At 56.7% G+C, this 21,952-nt stretch carries 23 protein-coding genes; 12 read left to right on the forward strand and 11 right to left on the reverse strand.

Annotated elements, in window-relative coordinates; genetic code table 11:
* Positions 1-6: 6 nt before the first annotated feature.
* Both ACR0JR_RS01570 and ACR0JR_RS01575 read left to right on the forward strand, forming a co-directional pair.
* The gene (locus ACR0JR_RS01570) at positions 7-450 is read left to right on the forward strand and encodes a type II toxin-antitoxin system RatA family toxin (protein ID WP_170539340.1); all 444 of its coding nucleotides are present in this window, start codon (positions 7-9) and stop codon (positions 448-450) included.
* Between the two features lie 38 nt (positions 451-488).
* The gene (locus tag ACR0JR_RS01575; RefSeq protein ID WP_480454780.1) at positions 489-1,784 is read left to right on the forward strand and encodes an MmgE/PrpD family protein; all 1,296 of its coding nucleotides are present in this window, start codon (positions 489-491) and stop codon (positions 1,782-1,784) included.
* Here the strand turns inward: ACR0JR_RS01575 and pyrC are convergent.
* On the reverse strand, positions 1,781-2,818 hold the full coding sequence (pyrC, locus tag ACR0JR_RS01580; RefSeq protein ID WP_480454781.1) for a dihydroorotase: 1,038 nt from the start codon (positions 2,816-2,818) through the stop codon (positions 1,781-1,783). The two genes, ACR0JR_RS01575 and pyrC, sit on opposite strands and share 4 nt — an antisense overlap.
* A gap of 146 nt (positions 2,819-2,964) precedes the next feature.
* Here pyrC and ACR0JR_RS01585 point away from each other — a divergent pair, with 146 nt between their 5' ends.
* Positions 2,965-3,873, forward strand: a complete 909-nt coding sequence (locus ACR0JR_RS01585; RefSeq protein WP_480454782.1) for an AAA family ATPase — start codon at positions 2,965-2,967, stop codon at positions 3,871-3,873.
* Positions 3,874-3,907: 34 nt separating this feature from the next.
* Positions 3,908-5,164: a vWA domain-containing protein gene (locus tag ACR0JR_RS01590; protein WP_480454783.1), complete on the forward strand. Its 1,257-nt coding sequence runs from the start codon at positions 3,908-3,910 to the stop codon at positions 5,162-5,164.
* 3 nt (positions 5,165-5,167) lie between these two features.
* Here ACR0JR_RS01590 and ACR0JR_RS01595 read toward each other — a convergent pair whose 3' ends face one another.
* Positions 5,168-5,668 carry a hypothetical protein gene (locus tag ACR0JR_RS01595; RefSeq protein WP_010439711.1) on the reverse strand — a complete coding sequence of 167 codons (501 nt, stop codon included), beginning with the start codon at positions 5,666-5,668 and terminating at the stop codon, positions 5,168-5,170.
* A gap of 206 nt (positions 5,669-5,874) precedes the next feature.
* Here ACR0JR_RS01595 and ACR0JR_RS01600 point away from each other — a divergent pair, with 206 nt between their 5' ends.
* From ACR0JR_RS01600 to ACR0JR_RS01620, 5 genes are all read left to right on the forward strand, one after another.
* The gene (locus ACR0JR_RS01600; protein ID WP_480454784.1) at positions 5,875-6,843 is read left to right on the forward strand and encodes an XdhC family protein; all 969 of its coding nucleotides are present in this window, start codon (positions 5,875-5,877) and stop codon (positions 6,841-6,843) included.
* Entirely contained in the window at positions 6,840-7,841 is a 1,002-nt protein-coding gene (locus ACR0JR_RS01605; protein WP_480454785.1) for a molybdopterin-binding protein, read from the forward strand. Before ACR0JR_RS01600 ends, ACR0JR_RS01605 begins: the two co-directional genes overlap by 4 nt.
* A gap of 154 nt (positions 7,842-7,995) precedes the next feature.
* Positions 7,996-8,481 (forward strand): (2Fe-2S)-binding protein, encoded by a 486-nt coding sequence (locus ACR0JR_RS01610; protein ID WP_010439719.1) that lies wholly within the window; start codon positions 7,996-7,998, stop codon positions 8,479-8,481.
* A 51-nt stretch (positions 8,482-8,532) separates the two neighbouring features.
* The gene (locus ACR0JR_RS01615; RefSeq protein WP_480454786.1) at positions 8,533-10,893 is read left to right on the forward strand and encodes a xanthine dehydrogenase family protein molybdopterin-binding subunit; all 2,361 of its coding nucleotides are present in this window, start codon (positions 8,533-8,535) and stop codon (positions 10,891-10,893) included.
* Positions 10,894-10,988: 95 nt separating this feature from the next.
* Positions 10,989-11,780, forward strand: a complete 792-nt coding sequence (locus ACR0JR_RS01620) for an FAD binding domain-containing protein (RefSeq protein ID WP_260025900.1) — start codon at positions 10,989-10,991, stop codon at positions 11,778-11,780.
* A 45-nt stretch (positions 11,781-11,825) separates the two neighbouring features.
* Here ACR0JR_RS01620 and ACR0JR_RS01625 read toward each other — a convergent pair whose 3' ends face one another.
* On the reverse strand, positions 11,826-12,725 hold the full coding sequence (locus ACR0JR_RS01625) for a MurR/RpiR family transcriptional regulator (RefSeq protein WP_480454787.1): 900 nt from the start codon (positions 12,723-12,725) through the stop codon (positions 11,826-11,828).
* 87 nt (positions 12,726-12,812) lie between these two features.
* Between ACR0JR_RS01625 and ACR0JR_RS01630 the strand changes: the two genes are divergently transcribed.
* Together ACR0JR_RS01630 and ACR0JR_RS01635 are read left to right on the forward strand one after the other, a co-directional pair.
* Positions 12,813-13,595 carry a beta-keto acid cleavage family enzyme gene (locus ACR0JR_RS01630; protein ID WP_480454788.1) on the forward strand — a complete coding sequence of 261 codons (783 nt, stop codon included), beginning with the start codon at positions 12,813-12,815 and terminating at the stop codon, positions 13,593-13,595.
* A complete protein-coding gene (locus ACR0JR_RS01635) occupies positions 13,592-14,908 on the forward strand; it encodes an aspartate aminotransferase family protein (RefSeq protein WP_480454790.1) in 1,317 nt (438 codons plus the stop codon). Before ACR0JR_RS01630 ends, ACR0JR_RS01635 begins: the two co-directional genes overlap by 4 nt.
* Positions 14,909-15,040: 132 nt before the next feature.
* Here ACR0JR_RS01635 and infC read toward each other — a convergent pair whose 3' ends face one another.
* The 7 genes from infC to ACR0JR_RS01670 all read right to left on the reverse strand — a co-directional run bounded on the left by infC (position 15,041) and on the right by ACR0JR_RS01670 (position 20,088).
* Positions 15,041-15,631 (reverse strand): translation initiation factor IF-3, encoded by a 591-nt coding sequence (infC, locus tag ACR0JR_RS01640; RefSeq protein WP_311201789.1) that lies wholly within the window; start codon positions 15,629-15,631, stop codon positions 15,041-15,043.
* A gap of 116 nt (positions 15,632-15,747) precedes the next feature.
* A complete protein-coding gene (locus ACR0JR_RS01645) occupies positions 15,748-16,581 on the reverse strand; it encodes a ferredoxin--NADP reductase (RefSeq protein ID WP_260025904.1) in 834 nt (277 codons plus the stop codon).
* Positions 16,582-16,688: 107 nt separating this feature from the next.
* Positions 16,689-17,096 (reverse strand): DUF934 domain-containing protein, encoded by a 408-nt coding sequence (locus tag ACR0JR_RS01650; RefSeq protein ID WP_480454791.1) that lies wholly within the window; start codon positions 17,094-17,096, stop codon positions 16,689-16,691.
* On the reverse strand, positions 17,093-17,854 hold the full coding sequence (locus tag ACR0JR_RS01655) for a phosphoadenylyl-sulfate reductase (protein ID WP_170469812.1): 762 nt from the start codon (positions 17,852-17,854) through the stop codon (positions 17,093-17,095). The genes ACR0JR_RS01650 and ACR0JR_RS01655 overlap by 4 nt, the downstream gene beginning before the upstream one ends.
* Complete coding sequence (locus ACR0JR_RS01660) at positions 17,844-19,508, reverse strand: nitrite/sulfite reductase (protein ID WP_480454792.1); 1,665 nt, start codon at positions 19,506-19,508, stop codon at positions 17,844-17,846. The genes ACR0JR_RS01655 and ACR0JR_RS01660 overlap by 11 nt, the downstream gene beginning before the upstream one ends.
* A gap of 65 nt (positions 19,509-19,573) precedes the next feature.
* Positions 19,574-19,888, reverse strand: coding sequence for a DUF2849 domain-containing protein (locus ACR0JR_RS01665; RefSeq protein WP_170469818.1), 315 nt, complete (start codon positions 19,886-19,888; stop codon positions 19,574-19,576).
* Complete coding sequence (locus tag ACR0JR_RS01670; RefSeq protein ID WP_480454793.1) at positions 19,888-20,088, reverse strand: hypothetical protein; 201 nt, start codon at positions 20,086-20,088, stop codon at positions 19,888-19,890. The genes ACR0JR_RS01665 and ACR0JR_RS01670 overlap by 1 nt, the downstream gene beginning before the upstream one ends.
* Positions 20,089-20,133: 45 nt before the next feature.
* On the opposite strand from ACR0JR_RS01670, the gene ACR0JR_RS01675 reads away from it, so the two are divergent.
* A complete protein-coding gene (locus tag ACR0JR_RS01675) occupies positions 20,134-20,607 on the forward strand; it encodes an Lrp/AsnC family transcriptional regulator (RefSeq protein ID WP_319547065.1) in 474 nt (157 codons plus the stop codon).
* A gap of 126 nt (positions 20,608-20,733) precedes the next feature.
* On the opposite strand, the gene ACR0JR_RS01680 is transcribed toward ACR0JR_RS01675, so the two are convergent.
* Positions 20,734-21,915 (reverse strand): cytochrome P450, encoded by a 1,182-nt coding sequence (locus tag ACR0JR_RS01680; protein ID WP_480454794.1) that lies wholly within the window; start codon positions 21,913-21,915, stop codon positions 20,734-20,736.
* Positions 21,916-21,952: the final 37 nt, after the last annotated feature.

Here is a 21,952-nt window from a genome sequence, read left to right on the forward strand (position 1 = left end):
GATATCATGCCAACCCACTCCGAGACCCGCCCGCTGCCTTACACCGCTCAGCAGATGTATGATCTGGTCGCGGATGTTGCAAAATACCCTGAGTTTTTGCCCTGGTGCGCCGCGGCCCGTATCCGTCGGACCTATACCGCGGGCGAAGGCAAGGTGATGGAAGCGGATCTTGTTATTTCATTCAAGGTGTTCCGCGAACGCTTTGGCAGCCGGGTTACGTTGTTTGATGCTCATAAACGGATCGATACTGAGTATCTGGACGGTCCGTTCAAATACATGCGTTCCGATTGGGAGTTCGAAGATACGGATGACGGCTGCAACGTCTCGTTTCACGTTGACTTCGAGTTCAAAAATGCGGTCCTGCAAGGGATCATTGGTGTCGTGTTCAACGAGGCCATGCACCGTATCGTGCGCGCATTCGAACAACGTGCTGCCGTCCTCTACGGCTAAGGCTTTACGCGCGTGACGCGCGCGCTAGACTGCGCGCCATGACCGATCTCACATCCGCCCTTGCCGAATTCGCCGCTGGTCCTGTGTCGACCACTTCACAGGCTCGAATCGTGACTTCGCTTTCCGCGTTGGATTGGCTCGCCGTGGGGCGGGCGGGTGCGGAAGAGCCTGTTTCCCGCATCGTCCGCCAGATGGTTTTTTCCGAAAGCGGTTCAGCACAAGCACGCCTATTCGGGGGTGGTGAAGCCCCTTTACGCGCTGCGGCGCTGGTGAATGGTACCGTTTCCCACGCGCTTGATTACGATGACACCCATTTTGCCCATATCGGTCATCCATCGGTTGCTGTATTTCCGGCAGCCCTTGCGCTTGCGGCGTGGGAGGATCGACCGCTCGTCGATTTGCTCGAAGCAGCGCTTGTTGGGATGGAATTGTCGATCCGCGTTGGACTGTGGTTGGGCCGCGGTCACTATCAGGCAGGCTTTCACCAGACCGCCACGGCGGGCGCGTTTGGGGCTGCCGTAGCTGCGGGGCGCATTATGTCCTTCGATGCCAAGCAGATGCGTGATCTGTTGGGGCTGACCGCAACAAGAGCATCCGGACAGAAGTCACAGTTCGGAACCATGGGCAAACCCTATAATGCCGGGCTTGCGGCCTCGAATGGCGTTGAGGCGGCTCAGTTGATCCGCAATGGATTTCAACCCGGTTCTGACGCGTTGGAAGGTCCGTTTGGGTTTGGGGCGACACATCTGGGGGCAGACGATATCAATGCAGCGCTCGATGGGTTGGGTGATGAATGGTTGTTCGAAAACGTAAGCCACAAGTTCCACGCCTGCTGCCATGGCCTGCACGCGGCGCTTGAGGCCGCGCGCGATCTTGACATTGCCGAACCAGAGGTGGCCGAGATTAGGGTTAAAGCGCACCCCCGCTGGATGAGCGTTTGCAATCAACTGCAGCCGACTAGCGGATTGGGTGCGAAGTTTTCTTATCGCACAGTGATCGCAATGCAATCGATGGGGTACGATACAGCACTACCGGGCAGCTATACTGCCAAGATTTGTGCGGATCCGAGGCTTCAATCCCTGCGGGATCGGATTACGGTAGAGGCAGATGAAAGCTTGTCCGAGACCCAAGCTCATCTGTCCCTCTTGCGCCGCGATGGCGCCCGCCGCGAGGCCAAACATGATCTGCTCGCCCCTATGTCACTTTCGGACCGCGAAGATCGGGTTAGGGACAAAGCATCAAAACTGATCGGTGGGGATGAAGCAGATGCGATCTGGTCGATGCTGCGCACCGGTGGGCGCGCAGCGGATTTGGCAGATAGACTAAATGATTAGGCGACTCGCCAGTGCAGTGGGAAGCCGGGATCGAAAACTGTGACAGGACCGTCCGCGCATTCGATTTTGGCGGGATAGACAACCTCATCGCCCTTTGTCAGCGTGATGGTCTCTTCGTTCACCGGCAGGCGATAAAAGGCCGGGCCGTTAAGGGAGGTAAACGCTTCCAGTTTGTACAACGCATCAGCGCGCTCGAACATTTCAGCCAGCAGTGACATCGTATTTGTCGCAGTGAAACAACCAGCACAGCCACAGGCCATTTCCTTGTTCGCATCCGTGTGCGGCGCGCTGTCAGTGCCAAGGAAGAAACGCGCATCACCCGAGGTTGCGGCGGTCAACAGCGCCAGCCGATGCTCTTCGCGTTTGGCGACTGGCAGGCAGTAATAGTGCGGCTTGATGCCACCAACCAAGATATGGTTGCGATTGATGATCAGGTGGTGCGTCGTAATCGTCGCACCCAGATCTTTCTCGTTCGCCTTGACGTAATCCACGCCGTTTGACGTCGTGATGTGCTCCATCACCACCCGCAGCCCGGGTGTTGTTTTGCGAATCGGATCAAGAACGCGGTCGATGAATACGGCCTCGCGATCGAAGATATCGATCTCTGCTTCCGTGACTTCGCCGTGAACACACAGCGGTAGACCGATCTCGGCCATCTTCTCCAGCACCGGGCGCACCTTGTCGAAATCGCGAACGCCAGAAGACGAGTTGGTTGTTGCCCCAGCCGGGTAAAGCTTGACCGCCTTGACCAATCCGCTGGTATGCGCGGCGGCCACATCTGCCGGGTCCGTGTCTTCGGTCAGGTAGAGCGTCATCAGCGGCTCAAACGCCATATCCTCAGGCAGCGCTGCCAGGATGCGATCCCGATAAGCTGCTGCATCGTCACCCTTCACAACGGGCGGAACCAGATTTGGCATGATGATGGCACGGGCAAAATGGCGCGCGGTTTCAGGCAGGACGGCTTGCAGCATTGCGCCATCGCGCAGATGCAGATGCCAGTCATCGGGGCGGCGGATCGTCAGGGAATGGGTCATGGCCCCCGGCTAGCACAGCCGCTTGGGTGGTGAAAGACCCTGTTGCCCTTGCCGGTGAGGCAGATCGTCGTAAGTCTCTGACGGATGGTGGTCTTGACCTCTGGTTGTGGTCGTGACCTGTTGGGGCCGAGAAAAAAGGGGATCTCATGACACAGCCGAATTCCATCGATGCCGTACAGGACCTTTTGGGCTCTGAGGGTTATGTCTGTGGCCGGGCTTTGGCGACGGTTGTGTTTCTTTCGCTGAAACTTGGCCGGCCTCTGTTTCTGGAAGGTGAGGCGGGCGTCGGCAAAACCGAAATTGCCAAAGCGTTGGCCGCGGGATTGGGGCGTCGCTTGATCCGGTTGCAGTGTTACGAGGGCCTTGATGCCTCCTCCGCTGTGTATGAATGGAATTTCCCTGCTCAGATGGTGGCGATCCGTACCGCCGAAGCGTCGGGCGCTGCGGATCGGGGCGCGCTACAGACCGAGTTGTTTTCGGACGACTATCTGATCGAACGCCCGTTGCTACAGGCCATGCGACCGGATGAAAACGGGGCGCCGGTGTTGCTGATTGACGAATTGGACCGGACCGACGAACCATTTGAGGCTTTCTTGCTGGAGGCGCTTAGTGACTTTCAGGTAACGATCCCTGAGTTAGGTACTGTCAAAGCGCCTGAACCGCCGATCGTGATCGTCACCTCGAACCGCACGCGAGAGGTGCACGACGCGCTGAAACGCCGTTGCCTCTATCACTGGGTGGATTATCCGGACTTTGATCGAGAGATCGAAATCCTGCACGCCCGAGCGCCTGAAGCGGCTGAGGCGCTGAGCCGCGAGGTTGTCGCCTTTGTTCAGCGCCTACGTACTGAAGATTTGTTCAAGAAACCGGGGGTGGCCGAGACCATCGATTGGGCTAAATGTCTGCTGGCGCTGGACGTCATCAACCTCAGCCCCGAGGTGATTGGCGATACGTTGGGTGCGATCCTGAAATACCAGGACGACATCCAAAAGCTGCAAGGGTCCGAGGCCAAGCGCATTCTCGATCAGGCCAAGGCCGACCTCGAACCGGCCTGATGCTTCATCCGCTTGCAAATATTTCGGGGGTGTGATGGCCGAACAACTCCCACTCGATATCCCGGACAACCCCAAGCTGGCCCAGAACATCACCCATTTTGCGCGCGCATTGCGTAAGGCCGGGCTGCCGATTGGAACCGGAAGAGTGGTTGATGCGATCCGTGCAGTGCAGGCTGCGGGTTTCACCGAGAAAAAAGATTTCTACTGGACGCTACATGCGTGTTTCGTGAGCCGGCCTGAACACCGCACGGTTTTTGCGCAGGTCTTTCGCCTGTATTGGCGCGATCCGCGCTATCTCGAACATATGATGTCCATGATGCTGCCCGCCATTCGCGGTGTGCAGGAGGAGCGCAAAGCGGATGCGGCTGAAAAGCGCGCGGCTGAGGCGTTATTGGATGGCGTCGAACGCGACTTGCCGGAAACGACGGAGCAGGAAGAAGGAAGTGAGATCGAGATCGACGCGACCCAAACCGCGTCCTCCGAAGAACGCTTGCGCAACCTCGATTTCGAACAGATGAGCACATCCGAGATCGCCCAGGCCAAACGCATGCTGTCGCGCCTGAACCTACCGGTCAAACCCATCGAGTCTCGGCGTGGTCAGGCCAGTCATCTCGGTCACCGCATCGATCGCGCACGCACCCTGAGGTCAGCCATGCGGCAGGGTGGCGAGCTACGCGATATCGCGCGCCTGCAACCAAAACCTCGCTGGCCGAATTTGGTAGCGCTCTGCGACATTTCCGGATCGATGAGCCAGTACAGTCGGATCATTCTGCACTTTCTTCACGCGGTTTCGAATGCCAAAGGCGCAGGTTGGGCCAAAGTGCACGCATTCACATTTGGCACACGCCTGACCAACATCACCCGCCATCTGCATCAACGTGATGTCGATGCAGCTCTGGCCGCTGCCGGGGCCGAGGCACAGGACTGGGAAGGCGGCACACGGATCGGAGAATGCCTGCATCAGTTCAACCGCGACTGGTCGCGGCGCGTCATGGGGCAGGGGGCGGTCGTGTTGTTGATCACCGACGGTTTGGAACGGGGCGATCCCGAGATGCTGGAAAAGGAAATCGAGCGTTTGCACCTGTCGTCGCGACGCTTGATCTGGCTGAACCCATTGCTGCGCTGGGATGGGTTCGCGCCAAAGGCTAAGGGCGTTGCGACAATGCTTCCACATGTCGACAGCTTCCGCGCCGGGCATTCGATTGCGTCGCTGGAAGATCTGGCCACCGTGATATCTCAGCCTGACGATCAGGGTCAGAAAGCGCGGCTGATGGCCGCGCTTTCTGACTAGATATTAAGACAGTTGTTCTTCATTGCACTTTCGCGCCATTTCCATGGCTTTGTAAGTGCCGGTCAGATCAACTGTGAAGGCGAACTCTTTTTCCGGGAACACGACCATCACCTTCTTTTTGGCAAGGTCATCTGCGAACTGAGGATCGTCTGACAGAACATACCCGCCTGAATAGCCCTTGGTGATATTCCCTTTCATGCCAGTGGCCTCACCAACATAAATGTTGTCTCCGATGAGGATGGCGACGGCTTCTTTCTCGCCCTTCTTGATATTGGTTTTGGCTTTGGTGAAAACGCCCACATAGCCGACACCGCGATCTTCGGTCAGCCCCATCTGCACGACATTTTCCGAGTCATCGACCGCTTCGATCAGGCAGGATTTCTTGTCTTGATCGATGAAGACTTTCCAGCCTTCGACCTCACCGTACTTCAAAAATGTATCAGCCCATCCGGCGCTGGCAGCCATCATGCCAAGCGCCGTTCCCAGTGTAAGAATACGTTTCAACTGTTCGTCTCCGCTTTGAAATATGCAGGGGTGATTTCGGGAAGTACCCGAAACTGCGTCCAAGCTAGAGTGCAGTCAGATGACAATCAATCTTTTATGAATATGAGTTCAAAACCGGCCTGTTAGCGCCGGAAACTTAAACCTCGGACCGCTTTTCATTGTTGTAAAGCTGACTATGTTGAAGCCGAGCACGGTCGGAGGTCTCAATGGAACGATTCGATAGCAGCCCGGAAACCGCATTGGAATGGTATCGCGCCGGTAAGGGTGCGGCTCTGGCGACTGTAGTCGAGACCTGGGGCAGCGCACCACGCCGTGTCGGTGCGCAGCTCGTTATTGCAGGCGACGGTCGGATCGAAGGTTCGGTTTCAGGCGGCTGCGTAGAGGGCGCAGTGATTGTCGAGGCGTTGGAGGCCATCGAAGAAGGTGAGGCCCGGCTGCTGGAATTTGGGGTCAGCGATGATGACGCATTTGCCGTCGGATTGGCCTGCGGTGGGACGATCAGGGTTCTCGTCGAACCGGTTGGAAAAGTCCTGCCCGAACCGATGTTGGCTGAACTGGTCGCCGCACGGGCGCGGCGTGAACCTTTGGCGTATGAGGTAAACACTGAAACCGGCCACCGAGCATTGCGTCGAAACGCCTATACCGAACGATTGCGCATGGATAGGTCTGGGTTCGAAGAAGACGGTCAAACCTTTGTTGCGGTTCACAATCCTCCTTTGCGATTGATCGTGGTAGGAGCTGTGCATATTGCCCAAGCACTTGTGCCGATGGCACGCCTCGCTGGCTACGATCCAGCGATTGTTGATCCACGCGAAGCTTTTGCCTCGGACGCCCGATTTCCCGGAGAGACCATCCTGACAGACTGGCCGGATGAGGCGGTGTCGAAACTGGGACTGGACACAAGAACGGCGCTTGTTCTGCTGACCCACGATCCCAAGCTAGACGACCCAGCGCTTCAGGCCGCATTGTCAGCCGATGTGTTTTACATCGGAGGACTTGGGTCCAAGCGCACCCACGCCAAGCGTATCGATCGGATGAAACGATCCGGGTTTACAGACGAGCAGATTTCACGGATTCACGGACCGATCGGGCTGGATATCGGTGCGGCCAGCCCTTCCGAGATCGCGGTGGCCATCCTTGCAGAAATGACAGCAGTTCTGCGGGGCAAGGCGTGAAGTTTGGTCCGGTAGCGGTTGCCGACGCCAGCGGCGCGATTCTGGCTCATTCCGTCAAGGCAGGTGACCGGAGGCTGCGCAAAGGTATCACGCTGACGCCCCAGCATATCGACGAATTAAAGCAGGCCGGTCTGACTGAGGTAACGGTCGCCAAGCTTGAGCTCGGCGATTGTCATGAGAATGAGGCGGCGGCAATGCTGTCTGCAGCCCTAGTGTCGGACCCTGCAAAGGCCAACCTGCGCGTGACCGACGCCTTCACAGGGCGGGTCAACTTGCTGGCCGATGGTCCGGGCGTGGCAATCTTGGACACTGATGCACTGCAAAACTTCAATCGGGTCAATCCGATGATCACGGTCGCAACCGTACCGCAGTACCAACAGATGACGGCAGGCAGCATGGTCGCGACGATCAAAGTCATCTCTTATGCGGTGCAGCAAACCGACGTTCGCCGTGCGGCCGAACAGGCGCAGAACTCCATTCGACTTTCGGTGCCGAAATACAAGAACGCCGGGCTCGTCATCACCGATATTGCAGGCGGGCCTTCGAACGAAAAAGGTATTGCCGCCATTCGTGGCCGGGTTGAGGCATTGGGGATGGACCTGTGCGACGTTAAAGTTGTTCCGCATCGACAGGGTGATTTAGCAGCCTCGCTAAAGTCCGTTCGCGGCGAGATCGTCATGATTCTGACCGGATCAGCCACGTCGGATGAAAATGATGTGGCACCGGCCTCTGTTCGAGAAGCCGGAGGCGCAGTCGACCGATTTGGCATGCCGGTTGATCCGGGAAACCTGTTGTTTCTGGGGTCTTTGGGTGATCGCCCAATCATCGGTCTGCCTGGATGCGCCCGTTCGCCTGCACTGAACGGGGCGGATTGGGTGCTGTCTCGAGTCGCTTGCGGGATCGAGACGACGGGTGCTGACATCGCAGCGATGGGTGTCGGAGGGCTACTGAAGGAAATCCCCACACGGCCGCAACCTCGCGCTGCCAAACAAAAGTGACGTAACGGCATTTTTGCCGTTTCGATCATACGCCTCATGATTAGTGAGATGAGCAAAGAAGTTGCGGAAAAATCGGGCAAATATTTTTGTTCTCAAACAAAATTTCCCGTGTTTAACTCGGGGCTAAGGAAAAACAATAAATTGGGAGGATCTCATGACACAGGTCTCAATGACCGTGAACGGGAAAGCCGTTAGTGGTGACGTTGAAGGCCGGACGCTGCTGTCCAGCTTTTTGCGTGATCATCTGTCGCTGACCGGAACACATGTCGGTTGTGACACAGCACAATGTGGTGCGTGCGTCGTGCATGTTAATGGTGAGGCGGTCAAATCCTGCAATATGCTGGCCCTGGAAGCGGATGGTGCCGATGTGGGTACGATCGAAGGGCAGGCTGCAGAAGATGGTTCGCTGAACGTCATTCAGCAGGCCTTTCAGGATCATCATGGGCTGCAATGCGGGTTTTGTACTCCTGGCATGGTGATGAGCGCTGCGGCACTGCTCAAGGATAATCCGCGCCCGACCGAAGGGGAAATCCGGAAGTACCTTGAGGGTAATCTGTGCCGGTGCACAGGCTATCACAACATCGTCAAGGCGATCATGGCCGCTTCGGGCCAGGACGTTTCCAGCATCGCCGCCGAGTAAGGCGGGTAAGAATTTTCGACGAAAATTCTTTTCCAGGGAGGAGAACAAGCAATGCCCAAAGACAGTGGCATCGGAGCCAGTTCCAAGCGGCGTGAAGACGTACGCTTTCTGACCGGAGCAGGCAATTACACCGACGACATCAACGTGCATGGCCAGGCCTATGTGCATTTTCTACGGTCCGACATCGCACATGGCCGGATCACCAATATCGACACATCTGCTGCCGAGGGCATGCCCGGTGTGGTGAAGGTTTTCACTGGCAAGGATTTTGAAGGCGTGGGCGGAATGCCCTGCGGCTGGGAAGTCACCGACCGGCACGGCGCCCCGATGCAGGAACCCCCGCACCCCATCCTGGCACAGGGTAAGGTCCGCCATGTAGGCGATCCGATTGCCGCCGTTGTGGCCGACAGCCTAGAGCAAGCCCGCGATGCAGCTGAGGCGATCGAGGTGGAGATCGAGGAACTGCCCGCGGTTCTGGATATGAAGGCTGCGGCGCAGGATGGCGCGACGCTTGTCCACGACGATCTGAAGAATAACATCTGCTATGACTGGCACTTGGGCGAAGAAGACAATGACAAGGTCAACGCGGTCTTTGCCGATGCGGCCCACGTCACCACGCTGGATCTGGTCAACAACCGACTGGTTGCCAACCCGATGGAGCCGCGCGTGGCCGTGGCCGAGTACAGCCGAGGCACGGATGAGTACACGCTCTACACCACGTCGCAGAACCCGCACGTGATCCGTTTGTTGATGTGCGCGTTTGTTCTGGGCCTGCCCGAGCACAAGGTGCGTGTGGTCGCCCCGGATGTGGGCGGCGGCTTTGGAACCAAGATTTTCCACTATGCGGAGGAGGCATTCTGCACCTTCGCTGCCAAGGTCTGCAATCGTCCCGTCAAGTGGACGTCCAGCCGGTCCGAGGCGTTCATGTCGGATGCCCATGGTCGCGACCATGTAACGACGATCGAGTTGGCGCTGGATGCGGAGAACAACTTCACCGGTTTGCGCACCAACACTCATGCCAATCTGGGTGCTTATCTATCGACCTTCTCCAGCTCGGTTCCGACCTGGTTGCACGGCACGCTGATGGCGGGGAACTACAAGACGCCAGTCATTCAGGTGAATGTGCGGGCGATGTTCACCAACACGGTGCCGGTGGATGCCTATCGCGGCGCGGGCCGGCCTGAGGCGACATTCCAGTTGGAGCGGGTCATCGACAAGGCCGCGCGAGAGTTGGGCGTTGATCCGATTGCGCTGCGTCGTCAGAACTTCATTACCCAATTCCCGTATGACACGCCGGTCGCGCTGACCTATGACACCGGGGATTATAACGGGACGATGGACAAGCTTGAGGCCGCGGCCGATCTATCTGGCTTTGCCGCTCGGCGGGCGCAGAGCGAGGCCAATGGCAAGCTTCGCGGTTTAGGTGTCAATTGTTATATCGAGGCCTGCGGTATCGCGCCATCAAACATCGTTGGCATGTTGGGGGCCCGGGCGGGTCTATATGATGCTGCCACGGTGCGCGTAAACGCCACCGGTTCGATCAGCGTCATGGTGGGCGCGCACAGCCACGGGCAGGGGCATGAGACGGCCTTCCCGCAGGTTGTGGCCGACATGATCGGTATCGATGAGGCGATGGTCGAGATTGTGCATGGCGATACCTCGAAGATCCCGTTCGGGATGGGCACATATGGCTCACGCTCGCTGGCGGTTTGTGGTTCGGCCATGGTCAAGGCGACTGAAAAGGTAATCGACAAGGCCAAGAAGATCGCGGCCCACCTTCTGGAAGCCTCCGAGGCCGATATCGAGCTGAAAGACGGACAGTTCAGCGTCGCGGGCACTGACAAGTCGGTGGCCTGGGGTGATGTGACACTGACGGCTTATGTGCCGCACAATTTCCCGCTGGAGGTTGAGCCGGGGCTGGAGGAGACCGCGTTTTATGACCCGGCCAACTTTACCTTCCCGGCCGGCGCCTATGCCTGCGAGGTCGAGGTGGACCCCGAGACCGGTCAGGTCAGCATCGAGAAGTTCACCGCAGCAGATGACTTTGGCAACATCGTGAACCCGATGATCGTGGATGGTCAGGTACATGGTGGTATTGGTCAGGGCATCGGTCAGGCGCTGCTGGAGAACTGCGCATATGACGAGAACGGCCAACTGCTGAGCGCGTCCTTCATGGACTACGCGATGCCTCGCGCGGATGATCTGCCATTCTATGAGGTCGACCATTCGAGCCAGACGCCGTGTACGCACAACCCGTTGGGTGTGAAGGGCTGTGGCGAGGCCGGAGCGATCGGTTCGCCACCTGCCGTTGTCAACGCGGTTTTGGATGCGCTGAATTCGGGTGGAAAGGCTGTTGATCACATTGACATGCCGATGAGCCCGTCGCGTGTTTGGACGGCAATGCATGGTTGAGAGGTTGGGGTGCGAGGGGCCAGCCCCTCGCGCTTCCCGAGATATTTATAGCCAGATGAAGGGCGGATCCGCGCCTTTCGGAAAGGAAAAACGAAATGTACAATTTCGAGTTTGAGAAGCCCTCGACCATTGCTGACGCGGTTGCCGCGTTGGCGGGTGAGGATGCGCAGGCGTTGGGGGGTGGTCAGACCCTGATCCCCACGTTGAAGCAACGATTGGCGGCGCCATCTACGCTGGTTTCGGTCAGCGGGATTGCCGAGATGAAGGGCGTCTGTGTCGAGGATGATGGTTCAGTTGCCATTGGTGGCGCCACGACCCATGCAAATGTAGCAGCGGACGCAGCGAGCAGCTATCCGGCGCTGGCGGCCTTGGCCGGTCAGATCGGAGATCCGGCGGTGCGTAATCGCGGCACCATTGGTGGTTCTGTCGCCAACAATGATCCGGCAGCCTGTTATCCGGCGGGAGTGCTGGGTTCAGGGGCGACCGTTGTCACTAATACGCGCCAGATTGCGGCGGATGACTTCTTTCAGGGCATGTTCACGACGGCTCTGGAGGAGGGTGAGATTATCACATCGGTGCGTTTCCCTGTGCCTCAGGCGGCGAGCTATCAGAAGTTTTTGCAACCCGCGTCTCGGTTTGCGTTGGTCGGGGTATATCTCGCCCGGTTTGCCGACGGCGTTCGGGTTGCGGTAACCGGTGCAAGCGAAGATGGAGTGTTCCGTTGGTCCGAGGCCGAGGAGGCCTTGAACAAAGAGTTCCGTACCGATGCTTTGATGGATCTGCACATCAATCCGATGAACATGATCGGAGATTTGCATGGCAGCAAAGAATACCGGGCGCATCTGGTCAGCGTAATGACAAAACGGGCCGTCGAAGCCTGCAGCTAAGCAGGTTCGCAGCCAAATCGATAAGCCCCGGTGAAAGCCGGGGCTTTACTTTTTTCTGACCCGAGGCGGCTTGGCCGGTAGCCAATATGCGCCAGTGTCCTCTCGGGCCGTCTGATACCGTTCGACGCGATCGCGTGCTGCCGACCCACCTGCAGCAAAAAGGTGACCGATCAGGCATTCAAGCACGGCCATGGCCCCGGAGAAGCTGGAAAAGTGATGTTGAGTGCGGGTGCTGACCGGCAGCACGACATCCGGGTCAACACCAGGTGCAATGACCTCGCTATCCGACAATAAGACGATCCGCATCCCGCGTTTACGCGCAAAACGCATGGATTGGATAGTGTCCGAGGAATAGGGATGAACGGTAATGGCGAACAAGCAGTCCGCTGCATCGGCCTCGAGCAGATCATCGACGGCTGACCCCATGTGCCGGGGGACCAATTGAAATCCGGGGTGTGCCATCCGACCGGCATAGTGAAAATAATAGGCCAAAGCATAGCTGGCTCGGGTTGCTGTGATATAGCAGCGTTTTGCTGACAACATGTGGTCCGTGACCTGCTTTACCAACGCGGGATCAGCCAGACGCAGGGAGCGGGTTACGACATTCAGCTCATTTTGTGCGAATCCTGCTTGAGCCGCGCTAAAGTCATCACCTGACCGCATGCGGCCCAACCAATCTTGGCCCAACCGATCCTCGCGATCGGTGACAAGGGTCTGCCGAAATGGTTTTCGAAAAGCCTCGAAACTGTCGAAGCCCAGACGGTACGCCAGACGCACGAGGACATTTGAGCTTACACCGATTTTCTCAGCCGTAACGCGAATCGGGTCGAGCCCAAAATCCCCGGGATGGTCGATGATGTATTTTGCTGCGGCCTGCATCTGTTGAGGCAGGGTTTCGATATCAGCGCGTAGCTGCTCGGTCAGTTGGGCTGGTTTGTTTTGCATTGTTATAGAAAAACAAATGTTATGGAGAAAGCAAATTGAAAACACTAGGGCTGCATATATTTCGGGATCAGATTAAACCGTTTGGAAATGTCAGAAGGTAGTTTGGGGATGTCGGCAAGCGAAGCCCTGCCTTACATATTGGTCGCGCCAAATGGAGCGCGCAGAGGGCACCGGGATCATCCTGCTTTGCCTGTCACAATGGAAGAAATCGTCGAAACGGCGAAAGCCTGCAGCCTGGCAGGTGCCAATGGATTGCATCTGCATGTCCGTGATCAGGCCGGTCAGCATTCTCTGGATGCAGGTTTGTATCGAGAGACGCTTGCGGAATTGCACCACGCTGTACCGCAGATGGACATCCAGATTACCACAGAGGCTGCCGGAATTTTTGACGTTCAGACCCAGTTCGATTGCTTGAAGAACGTCCAGCCGGATTGGGCTTCGATTTCGGTACGCGAGATTTCAAGGTCGCCGGAGCTTGCGCCAAGTGTTTATGCGCTGTGCGCTGAACAGGGGACGCGCGTTCAACACATTCTCTATGACGCTACCGACGTTGAGTTGTTGGTCCGCTGGCAGAAGGATGGAGTTGTCAAACCCCATCAGGTCGAACGTTTGCTTGTACTTGGCCGCTATTCGACAACGCAGGAATCGACATCGGAAGATCTGGATGCATTCCCGGCTACGACAGGCCCATGGATGGTCTGCGCCTTTGGCGGGCAAGAGCATGCGTGCCTGCAAAAAGCTGTACAGCTTGGTGGTGATGTGCGCGTGGGGTTTGAAAACAGTATTACGGGCTTTGATGGTCAGGCCTGGGCCGATAACGCCGCATCCGTTGCAGCTTTGATTGTTCTTTTGAAAAGGACTCCGAAATGAGTCACGTTTTTCCACGCCACACTAAGTCTGAATTGCCGGTTGCTGCAGGTGGTGAGGGTTGTTATCTGATTGATTCAACCGGTCGCCGCTATCTGGATTGTGGGGACGCAGCGGTTTCGTGTCTTGGTCATTCCAATGATACTGTGGTCAAAGCGGTGCAGCAGCAGGTAGAGCAGATCGCGTTTGCCCATACCGGCTTCATGACCTCGGAACCTGCTGAGGCGCTTGCTGATTTGTTGATTGAACATGCTCCGGGTGATTTGGACCGCGTGTATTTCGTGTCGGGCGGGTCCGAGGCGACCGAGGCTGCGATCAAGTTGGCCCGGCAGTACTATCTGGAATCAGGTCAGCCTCAGCGCCGTCATGTCATTGCACGTCGGCAAAGCTATCACGGTAATACACTGGGGGCACTGTCGGCGGGGGGCAACGAATGGCGACGGGCTCAGTTTGCGCCGATGCTGATCGAGATGACCCATATCGCACCCTGTTATGAATACGCTGAAAAGCCTGAGGGCGAGAGCAGCTACGACTACGGGCAGCGTGTGGCTAATGAATTGGAGGCCGAAATATTGCGTCTGGGGCCTGATACGGTGATGGCCTTCATGGCAGAACCCGTGGTCGGCGCGACTTTAGGGGCTGTTCCTGCGGTTGAAGGATATTTCAAACGTATTCGTGAGATTTGTGATCAATATGGTGTTCTGCTGATCCTTGATGAAGTGATGTGTGGCATGGGGCGTACCGGCCATCTGTTTGCTTGTGATCATGATGGCGTGGCACCGGATATATTGTGTATAGCCAAGGGGTTGGGGGCCGGATATCAGCCAATTGGGGCAATGCTGTGTTCGGGTCGGATTTATGACGCAATCCAAAACGGATCGGGATTCTTCCAGCACGGTCACACCTATATTGGTCATCCGGTTGCAACAGCTGCCGCATTGGCGGTCGTGACGGAACTTACGCAGAACGATCTGCCATTGAGGGCGGCGCTGATGGGCGAGAAACTGCAGTCAGCCCTGACCACTGCGTTTGGTCAGCACCCCCATGTCGGCGATATCCGCGGGCGCGGTTTGTTCCGGGGGATCGAACTTGTGGCAAATCGCGAGACCAAGACACCATTTGATCCAGCGTTTGGAGTTGCGGGCAAGATCAAGAAGGCGGCGTTTGCGGAAGGATTGATTTGTTATCCGATGTCTGGAACACGCGATGGACAACATGGGGATCACATCCTTCTGGCGCCTCCATTCATTATAGAAGGCAAGCAGATCGATGAGTTGGTCGCCAAGTTGGATCGCGCGATCTCAAACGTGATCTGACAAATCTGATAGCTGTCTTCGCAAATAGTTCGCGGCACGTTGAAAATCTGCAGAGCGGATTCGAGACGAGCCAGGCATGAAAAAAGGCTCCGACCAGACTGGCGGAGCCTTTGAGCACGTCCTGAAGCGCGGTTACTTCTGAGGCAGCGGGCCGATCATCATGATCATCTGACGGCCTTCCATCTTGGGCATGTTCTCGATTTTGCCCAGATCTTTGACGTCCTCGGCCACACGCTCCAGCAGCTCACGGCCCAGATTTTGGTGTGCCATCTCGCGACCACGGAAACGCAGGGTGACTTTGACCTTGTCGCCGTTCTCAAGAAACTTGAACACGTTGCGCATCTTGACGTCATAGTCATGCGTATCGGTGTTGGGCCGGAACTTGACCTCTTTCACCTCGATGATCTTTTGCTTCTTGCGGGCTTCGCTTTCGCGTTTCTGCTGTTCGTACTTGAACTTGCCGAAATCCATTATTTTGCAGACCGGCGGGTTCGCGTTGGGCGAAATCTCAACCAGATCGAGGCCAACATCGGAGGCCATCTGCATGGCTTTTGCGGGATGAACCACCCCGACATTTTCACCTTCGGCGCCAATCAGGCGAATTTCGGGAGCTCGGATCTTGTCATTGACGCGCGGGCCGGTATCTCGCTGTGGCGGCGCGTTGTGAGGTCTGCGGGCTATGGGTTCATTCCTTTGATGATTGCAGAATTTCGAGCCCGGAATTTAGACCGGGCTGAGAGGTGTTTCAAGCGGCATAAATTACAAGCCGCATGAATTTTCGATGAAATTCGGGTGTTTTTGCCGGTTTAGGCTGTCGACAACCCGACCGGCAAACCCGTTTAGCCCACAAAGGCCTTTTCGATCACGAATTCCTTGGGTTCGGAATTTGCGCCTTCGCGCAGGCCGAACTCTTCCAAAATTGCTTTGATGTCATGGTTGAACGCAAGGCTGCCACAGACCATGGCACGGTCGGTGTCCGGTTTGATACCACCTTCGATGCCCAGATCGGCAAATACCGAGCCGTCTTTCAGCAATTCCGTGATGCGGCCCATTTTTGGGCTCTCTTCTCGAGTGGTGGTCGGGTAGTAGCGGATCTTATCGGCGAAACCTTCACCGATCAGTTCAGCCAGCAACTCGTCCTGACGGATGTTCTCGATCAGCTCGCGACCATAATCCAGCTCGGCCACATCGCGGCAGGTATGAGTTATGATGACCTCGTCATAATCCTCATATGTCTGAGGTTCGCGCAGCAACGATGCGAAGGGGGCAAAGCCGGTTCCAGTTGCAAAGAACCAGATGCGCTTGCCGGGCAGCAGCGCGTCATGGACCAGCGTTCCAACCGGTTTGGGCCGCAGGATGATCTGATCGCCAGGCTGGATGTGCTGTAGTTTCGAGGTCAGCGGGCCATCCTGCACCTTGATCGAATAAAACTCCAACTCTTCGTCCCACGAGGGCGAAGCGATTGAATAAGCGCGTAGCAGAGGTTTGCCATTGTCACCCAGCAGACCAATCATCACGAACTCGCCCGATCGGAAACGCAGGGACGCCGGGCGCGACACCTTGAACGAGAACAGGCGGTCGGTCCAGTGCTTGACCTCGGTCACGGTCTGAGCGTCGGGCAGGACGGGGGCCTTTACGGCGGTTGCTTCACTCACGGGCTTCATCTCTGTCATAATTTCACCACCGGTCTGCTAAACCGGTATCTCCGTTTAATCTTTGATCCAAGTCAGGAAAAGGGGCAGATTGCCCCTTTCGCGTCACAAGCTGGCGATGGCGGGTTTCAGCCGCGCAGACGGGCCTGATAATTGTTCTCTTGCCAGTTGGAACGCGCCAACCACTGATCTTCGGGCTGACGTGCGGCTAGGCTGTGATCGATTTCGACCTCATCAAACCCGCTGCGACGTGCCATTGCGTATTGATCCGCCAATACATGGCCTTTTGCACGAAGGCGACCGGTATACCCTTTCAACCGCAGCACACGTGCGATCGTAAAGCCGCGCCCGTCTGCTGATGACGGAAAGTCAACGCGCACCATCTGAGCGCTGCCCAAACGGTCAATCAGTTCATCCGGATCCGTGTCCGAGCTGACGTCGAGTGCTACAACATCGTTGGCTGCATCGTCCAAAGTAACGAAGCCGTCGGTCCAGTCCTCGGGCGAAAAGCCTTGGTCATTCACGATTACGTTCATGTTTTCTCTCCAACACGCACCATCTTACCGTCGACAAAATGGATGCCGCATTCTTCTTTTTCTTTGTTACGCCAGCGTCCGGCGCGGGGGTCTTCGCCCTCTTTGACCGGCGATGTACAGGGTGCACAGCCGATCGATGGGTATCCTTTGGCCACCAGCGGGTGCCGGGGCAGGTTGTTCTCAGTCATATAGGCGCGCACATCTTCGGGCGCCCAATGGGCCAATGGGTTGACTTTGATCCGTCCGGTGCCGTCTTCGACTTCGAAGAATTCGAGCGCCGCGCGGGTTCCTGATTGAAACCGTTTGCGCCCGGATATCCAGCCGCAATATCCAGATAGCGCCCGTTGCAGCGGGAAAGTCTTTCGCAAATTGCAGCAAGCGTCAGTGTCACTTAGATGTAGTGCCCCATAAGGGTCGTCACGCTCAACATCGTCCTTATCCGCTTGGATGATTTTCACGTTGGTCAGCCCCAGACGTTCACTAACCTCGTGCTGATACTCGAGCGTTTCCGTAAACAGCATCTGCGTGTCGATGAACAATACCGGTGTGGCTTTGTCGACCACTGCCGCCATGTGCAACAGCACGACTGATTCCGCCCCAAAGCTGGAAACGAGCGCAAGTTCTTCGATCTCTTCAATCGCGCCGTGCATCACGTCATGAGCACTATGATGACGGAACCGGGTATTCAGCGCGTCGACCTTTTCGGTCAGTTCGCGTCTGTTGGAACCCAGTTCCGTCTGGATCAGGTCAAGCGGCATTAGCCCGCGCCTCAGGGTAAAGCACAGCTTTGAACGGAGCCATTCCAACGCGGCGATAGGTTTCGAGGAAAGTTTCCTCGGCGCTATCACGCAGGTCCAGATAGGCTTCGACGATGCGTTCAACGGCAGGAACGATCTCATCATAGGCAAAACCCGGACCCGTGCGATCACCGACGGCTGCCGTTTCAGTCGCGTCACCACCCAGCGTGATCTGATAGTTCTCGACGCCTGCGCGATCCAGGCCCAGAATGCCGATGTGACCGACGTGGTGGTGCCCACATGCGTTGATGCAGCCCGAGATCTTGATCTTCAGGTGGCCAATATCATGCTCCAGCTTCAGGTCTTCGAACCGGGTTGCGATCTCTTGCGCAACCGGAATCGAGCGGGCTGTTGCCAGTGCGCAGTAATCCATGCCGGGGCAGGCGATGATGTCGCTGATCAGGCCGATATTGGCGGTGGCCAGTTCGTGCTCCTTCAGCTTGGCGTGAATCGCGGGCAGATCTGATTTGTGGACATGCGGCAGGATCACGTTCTGCTCATGACTGATGCGCAGCTCGTCATAGGCGAACTCTTCGGCCAGGTCGGCCATAACGCGCATTTGCTCGGCAGTTGCGTCGCCCGGCGTCTGGCCGTGCTTTTTGATGGAGATCGTTACGATGGCGTGGTCCGCGTTTTTGTGCTGCGCGATGTTGGTGTCGACCCACGAACGGAAAACCGGATCGTTGGTATAGGCGCTTTCAAACGAGGCGACGGATGTTTCGCGGAAGGTCGGAGGCGCAAAGTGACCTTTGATTTCTTCCAGCAGGTTCATGTCAGCACCTTTGAACTGCGGGCGGACCTGCAAGAAGCGCTCGTTCACCTTGGCGCGGATGGCGTCGATGCCATGTTCATGCACCGTAATCTTGATACGGGCTTTGTACTTGTTGTCGCGGCGGCCAATCTGGTTCCACACCGAAACAGTCGCTTCGAGATATGCCAACAGGTCGTCAAAGGCGACAAATTCGGACAGTTCTTTGCCGATCATCGGCGTGCGACCCAGACCACCACCCACGATGACGCGGGCGCCAAGAACGCCGTCACGCTCGACCAGTTGTAGGCCGATGTCATGCGCCTTGATCACGGCGCGGTCGTTTTCACTGCCGGTGATGGCGATCTTGAACTTACGCGGCATGAACTGGAATTCCGGGTGATCGGTAGACCACTGGCGCAGCAGTTCAGCATAGGGGCGCGGGTCGGCAACCTCATCCGCGGCAGCACCGGCGAAGTGGTCGGCTGTCACGTTACGGATGGTGTTGCCTGAAGTCTGGATGGCGTGCATACCAACCTCGGCCAGCGCGTCTAGCATATCCGGCACGTCGTTCAGTTTGGGCCAGTTGTACTGGATGTTCTGACGGGTGGTGAAATGGCCATAGCCCTTGTCCCACTTCTCGGCTAGTAAGGCCAACTGACGCATCTGTGCACTGGACAGAGTTCCGTACGGTATCGCAACGCGCAGCATATAGGCGTGCAACTGCAGATACAGGCCATTCATCAGGCGCAGGGGCTTGAATTCGTCTTCGGTCAATGAGCCGTCAATGCGACGCTCAACCTGCGCCCGGAACTGCGCGTTGCGTTCTGCCAAAAATGCTGTGTCGAACTCGGAGTAGCGATACATGTTTAGCTGTCCTTAGTTGCAGCCCCGGACCTGGGGCCTTGAAGGGGAGAGAGAAGAGCCTGAAATCAGACCCGGGGCTGCGGGGAGGTTTCCTGTTTGCCGTGGGCATAGTTGGACGGACCAGTCCGGCGGAAATCCTCCCGGAAATGGGTAGGTTCAGGTCCTTTGTCACCTGCGATCGCATCGGCGAGATACGCGCCAACGATCTTGTTTGCCTGGCGCGCGGCATCCAGCAATCGAACCTGCGCATGGGCTTCATCGGTGATCAGCTCGGCCTCGGATAGATCGCGCGACCAGCGGTCATCTTCGGTCTGGTAAATCACATCGCCTTCCAACAGGTCGTTGGCGGTGACGACTTTAGGGGTAAAAGCGCGGGCCATCAGGCAAACTCCTTATGAAGAACCGAGATCAGGTGCAGGCCGAACACGGCTTGGGCAAAGCTGGGGTTATTCATGCGTTCATCTGACTGTTTGACCTGCATCGGATCATCTCGTGATTGAATTGACTTGAATGACAATATAGGAAATATTCCCGGTAAATCGCCATATGCGCCAGCAAATAAGGACAAATGTTCTTCCATTGGCTGCGAGCTGAACCATTGTCTTGATTTAGAGGGAAATTTGGAATGTCGGTGCGGATAGACGACACGGATCGGAAAATTCTAGCCGAGCTGCAGCGGGACGCGAGCCAGTCGTTGGACGAAATCGCGGCCCGTGTCGGCAGTTCGAAGACGCCAGTCTGGAATCGTATACGCAAGCTGAAGGGGGCAGGGGTCATTGGTCAACAGACGGTTCTGCTGGATGCTGAGGCGCTTGGGTTCGAGGCCACTTTCTTCGTGTTGATCCGTACGTCGGAACACGAGGCAGAATGGCAGCAGAAGTTCCTGAAAGCCTTGCGAGACCGTCCAGAGGTGCAGGAAGCACATCGGCTGGCCGGCGACATCGACTACATCCTGAAGGTAAGGGTCAGGAATGCGCGTGCCTATGATGCGTTTTACCAGGCGCTGATATCAGAGGTTCGAGTGCACAACGTTACGGCTTTGTTGTCGATGGAAGAGATCAAATCGACCACCATGCTGCCATTGAAATCTGCCGGTTGAATTAAGGCGAGTGATTGGGGGCGCTGCCCCCGTCGCCTAAGGGCGACTCCCCGGGGATAATTTTGGCCAGACGAAGAACGGATCCGGGATCGATAGACCGGCTGATGCTTTATGCGGGACTGGGCTTCACGTTTCCACCATCAGTTTGGTTAGCCCATGGAAATGATAGCTGTCTGAGTATTCGGGGTCATCTGCAAGCCGCAAGTTGGGATGTCTGTTGAACAGGATTGGAAGCGCGATACGCATTTCCAATCGTGCCAGAGGGGCGCCGACGCAGAAATGGAGACCTCCGCCAAAACTGGTGTTGGCGCTTATGTCTCGTGTTGGATCGAACGTATCGGGTTGGTGCCAGACCAATGGGTCACGATTGGCGGCCCCCAGAAGCAATGCGACCTGATCTCCACGGGAAAAGCGGTACCCAAATAGCTCTATCTCTTCATAGGCATAGCGTGTGAACATATGAAGGGGCGGATCATATCGCAGAATTTCCTCGACGACCCCATTAATGGAGTTGGGTGACAGGACAAGCTGCTGGGTGCGTGTTGTCAGTAGGGTTTTCACGCCATTGCCGATGGCATGCACCGTCGCTTCGTGACCGGCATTCAGCAAAAGGATACAGGTTGTTATCAATTCATCGCGTGAGAGTTTTTCGCCGTCTTCTTCCGCTGCGATCAACCGCGTGATCAGGTCATCGCGCGGGTCTCTACGTCGCAGTTTGATGTAATCTTCAAGATAGGCCGTAAACTCTTGCGTGGCCTGAACAGCATCATCCTCGATTACGCGGGTTCGGTTTGCCTGATACATGGACACCATTGCGTGGGACCAATGCAGGAATTTTGGTGCCATCTGTTCTGGAACGCCCAGTAGGCGGCAGATCGTAATGACAGGAACCTGTGTGCAATAGGCCTGCAATAGATCGAAGGGGCCATCGGGAAATCTCTCGATCAAATCGTTGCATAATTCTTCTATGGCGGGCTCCAACGCGGCAATGGCGCGGGATGTAAAGGCCCGTAGGACTAACGATCGCAGCCTTGTGTGCCTGGGTGGTTCGAGTTCCAACATTGAATGCGACTCGACCTCGAGCCACGGGGCAAGGTGGCTTGGGCCGGGTTTTGCAAATTCCGTTGGTATTTCGCGCCCAAAGCGCCGATCACGCAACAATGTATGCACCGCCTTGTACGAAGCGGCTGCAACCAAGCCATACTCCTCCCAGTAGAACAGATCGCCGAATTGGCGCGCAGTGTCATAGAACGGGTAGGGATTTTGCACGAATGCCGGGTCAGTCGGGGATTGGTAGAGCGTCTTCATGCGCTGCACACTTGCCATGGGCGTCGCTGAATGCAAG

The sequence above is a fragment of the Ruegeria sp. AA3 genome (assembly GCF_056542905.1).

Excerpts from the sequence above, each read along its gene's own strand:
- ACR0JR_RS01570 (WP_170539340.1), top strand. The coding sequence starts at position 7 with ATGCCAACCCACTCCGAGACCCGCCCGCTGCCTTACACCGCTCAGCAG.
- ACR0JR_RS01630 (WP_480454788.1), top strand. The coding sequence starts at position 12,813 with ATGTCAGAAGGTAGTTTGGGGATGTCGGCAAGCGAAGCCCTGCCTTAC.
- ACR0JR_RS01600 (WP_480454784.1), top strand. The coding sequence starts at position 5,875 with ATGGAACGATTCGATAGCAGCCCGGAAACCGCATTGGAATGGTATCGC.
- ACR0JR_RS01620 (WP_260025900.1), top strand. The coding sequence starts at position 10,989 with ATGTACAATTTCGAGTTTGAGAAGCCCTCGACCATTGCTGACGCGGTT.
- pyrC (WP_480454781.1), bottom strand. The coding sequence starts at position 2,818 with ATGACCCATTCCCTGACGATCCGCCGCCCCGATGACTGGCATCTGCAT.
- ACR0JR_RS01635 (WP_480454790.1), top strand. The coding sequence starts at position 13,592 with ATGAGTCACGTTTTTCCACGCCACACTAAGTCTGAATTGCCGGTTGCT.
- ACR0JR_RS01650 (WP_480454791.1), bottom strand. The coding sequence starts at position 17,096 with ATGAACGTAATCGTGAATGACCAAGGCTTTTCGCCCGAGGACTGGACC.
- ACR0JR_RS01615 (WP_480454786.1), top strand. The coding sequence starts at position 8,533 with ATGCCCAAAGACAGTGGCATCGGAGCCAGTTCCAAGCGGCGTGAAGAC.
- ACR0JR_RS01590 (WP_480454783.1), top strand. The coding sequence starts at position 3,908 with ATGGCCGAACAACTCCCACTCGATATCCCGGACAACCCCAAGCTGGCC.
- ACR0JR_RS01680 (WP_480454794.1), bottom strand. The coding sequence starts at position 21,915 with ATGAAGACGCTCTACCAATCCCCGACTGACCCGGCATTCGTGCAAAAT.
- ACR0JR_RS01665 (WP_170469818.1), bottom strand. The coding sequence starts at position 19,888 with ATGGCCCGCGCTTTTACCCCTAAAGTCGTCACCGCCAACGACCTGTTG.
- ACR0JR_RS01655 (WP_170469812.1), bottom strand. The coding sequence starts at position 17,854 with ATGCCGCTTGACCTGATCCAGACGGAACTGGGTTCCAACAGACGCGAA.
- ACR0JR_RS01585 (WP_480454782.1), top strand. The coding sequence starts at position 2,965 with ATGACACAGCCGAATTCCATCGATGCCGTACAGGACCTTTTGGGCTCT.
- ACR0JR_RS01675 (WP_319547065.1), top strand. The coding sequence starts at position 20,134 with ATGTCGGTGCGGATAGACGACACGGATCGGAAAATTCTAGCCGAGCTG.
- ACR0JR_RS01575 (WP_480454780.1), top strand. The coding sequence starts at position 489 with ATGACCGATCTCACATCCGCCCTTGCCGAATTCGCCGCTGGTCCTGTG.
- ACR0JR_RS01610 (WP_010439719.1), top strand. The coding sequence starts at position 7,996 with ATGACACAGGTCTCAATGACCGTGAACGGGAAAGCCGTTAGTGGTGAC.
- ACR0JR_RS01625 (WP_480454787.1), bottom strand. The coding sequence starts at position 12,725 with ATGCAAAACAAACCAGCCCAACTGACCGAGCAGCTACGCGCTGATATC.
- ACR0JR_RS01660 (WP_480454792.1), bottom strand. The coding sequence starts at position 19,508 with ATGTATCGCTACTCCGAGTTCGACACAGCATTTTTGGCAGAACGCAAC.
- ACR0JR_RS01670 (WP_480454793.1), bottom strand. The coding sequence starts at position 20,088 with ATGGAAGAACATTTGTCCTTATTTGCTGGCGCATATGGCGATTTACCG.
- ACR0JR_RS01645 (WP_260025904.1), bottom strand. The coding sequence starts at position 16,581 with ATGACAGAGATGAAGCCCGTGAGTGAAGCAACCGCCGTAAAGGCCCCC.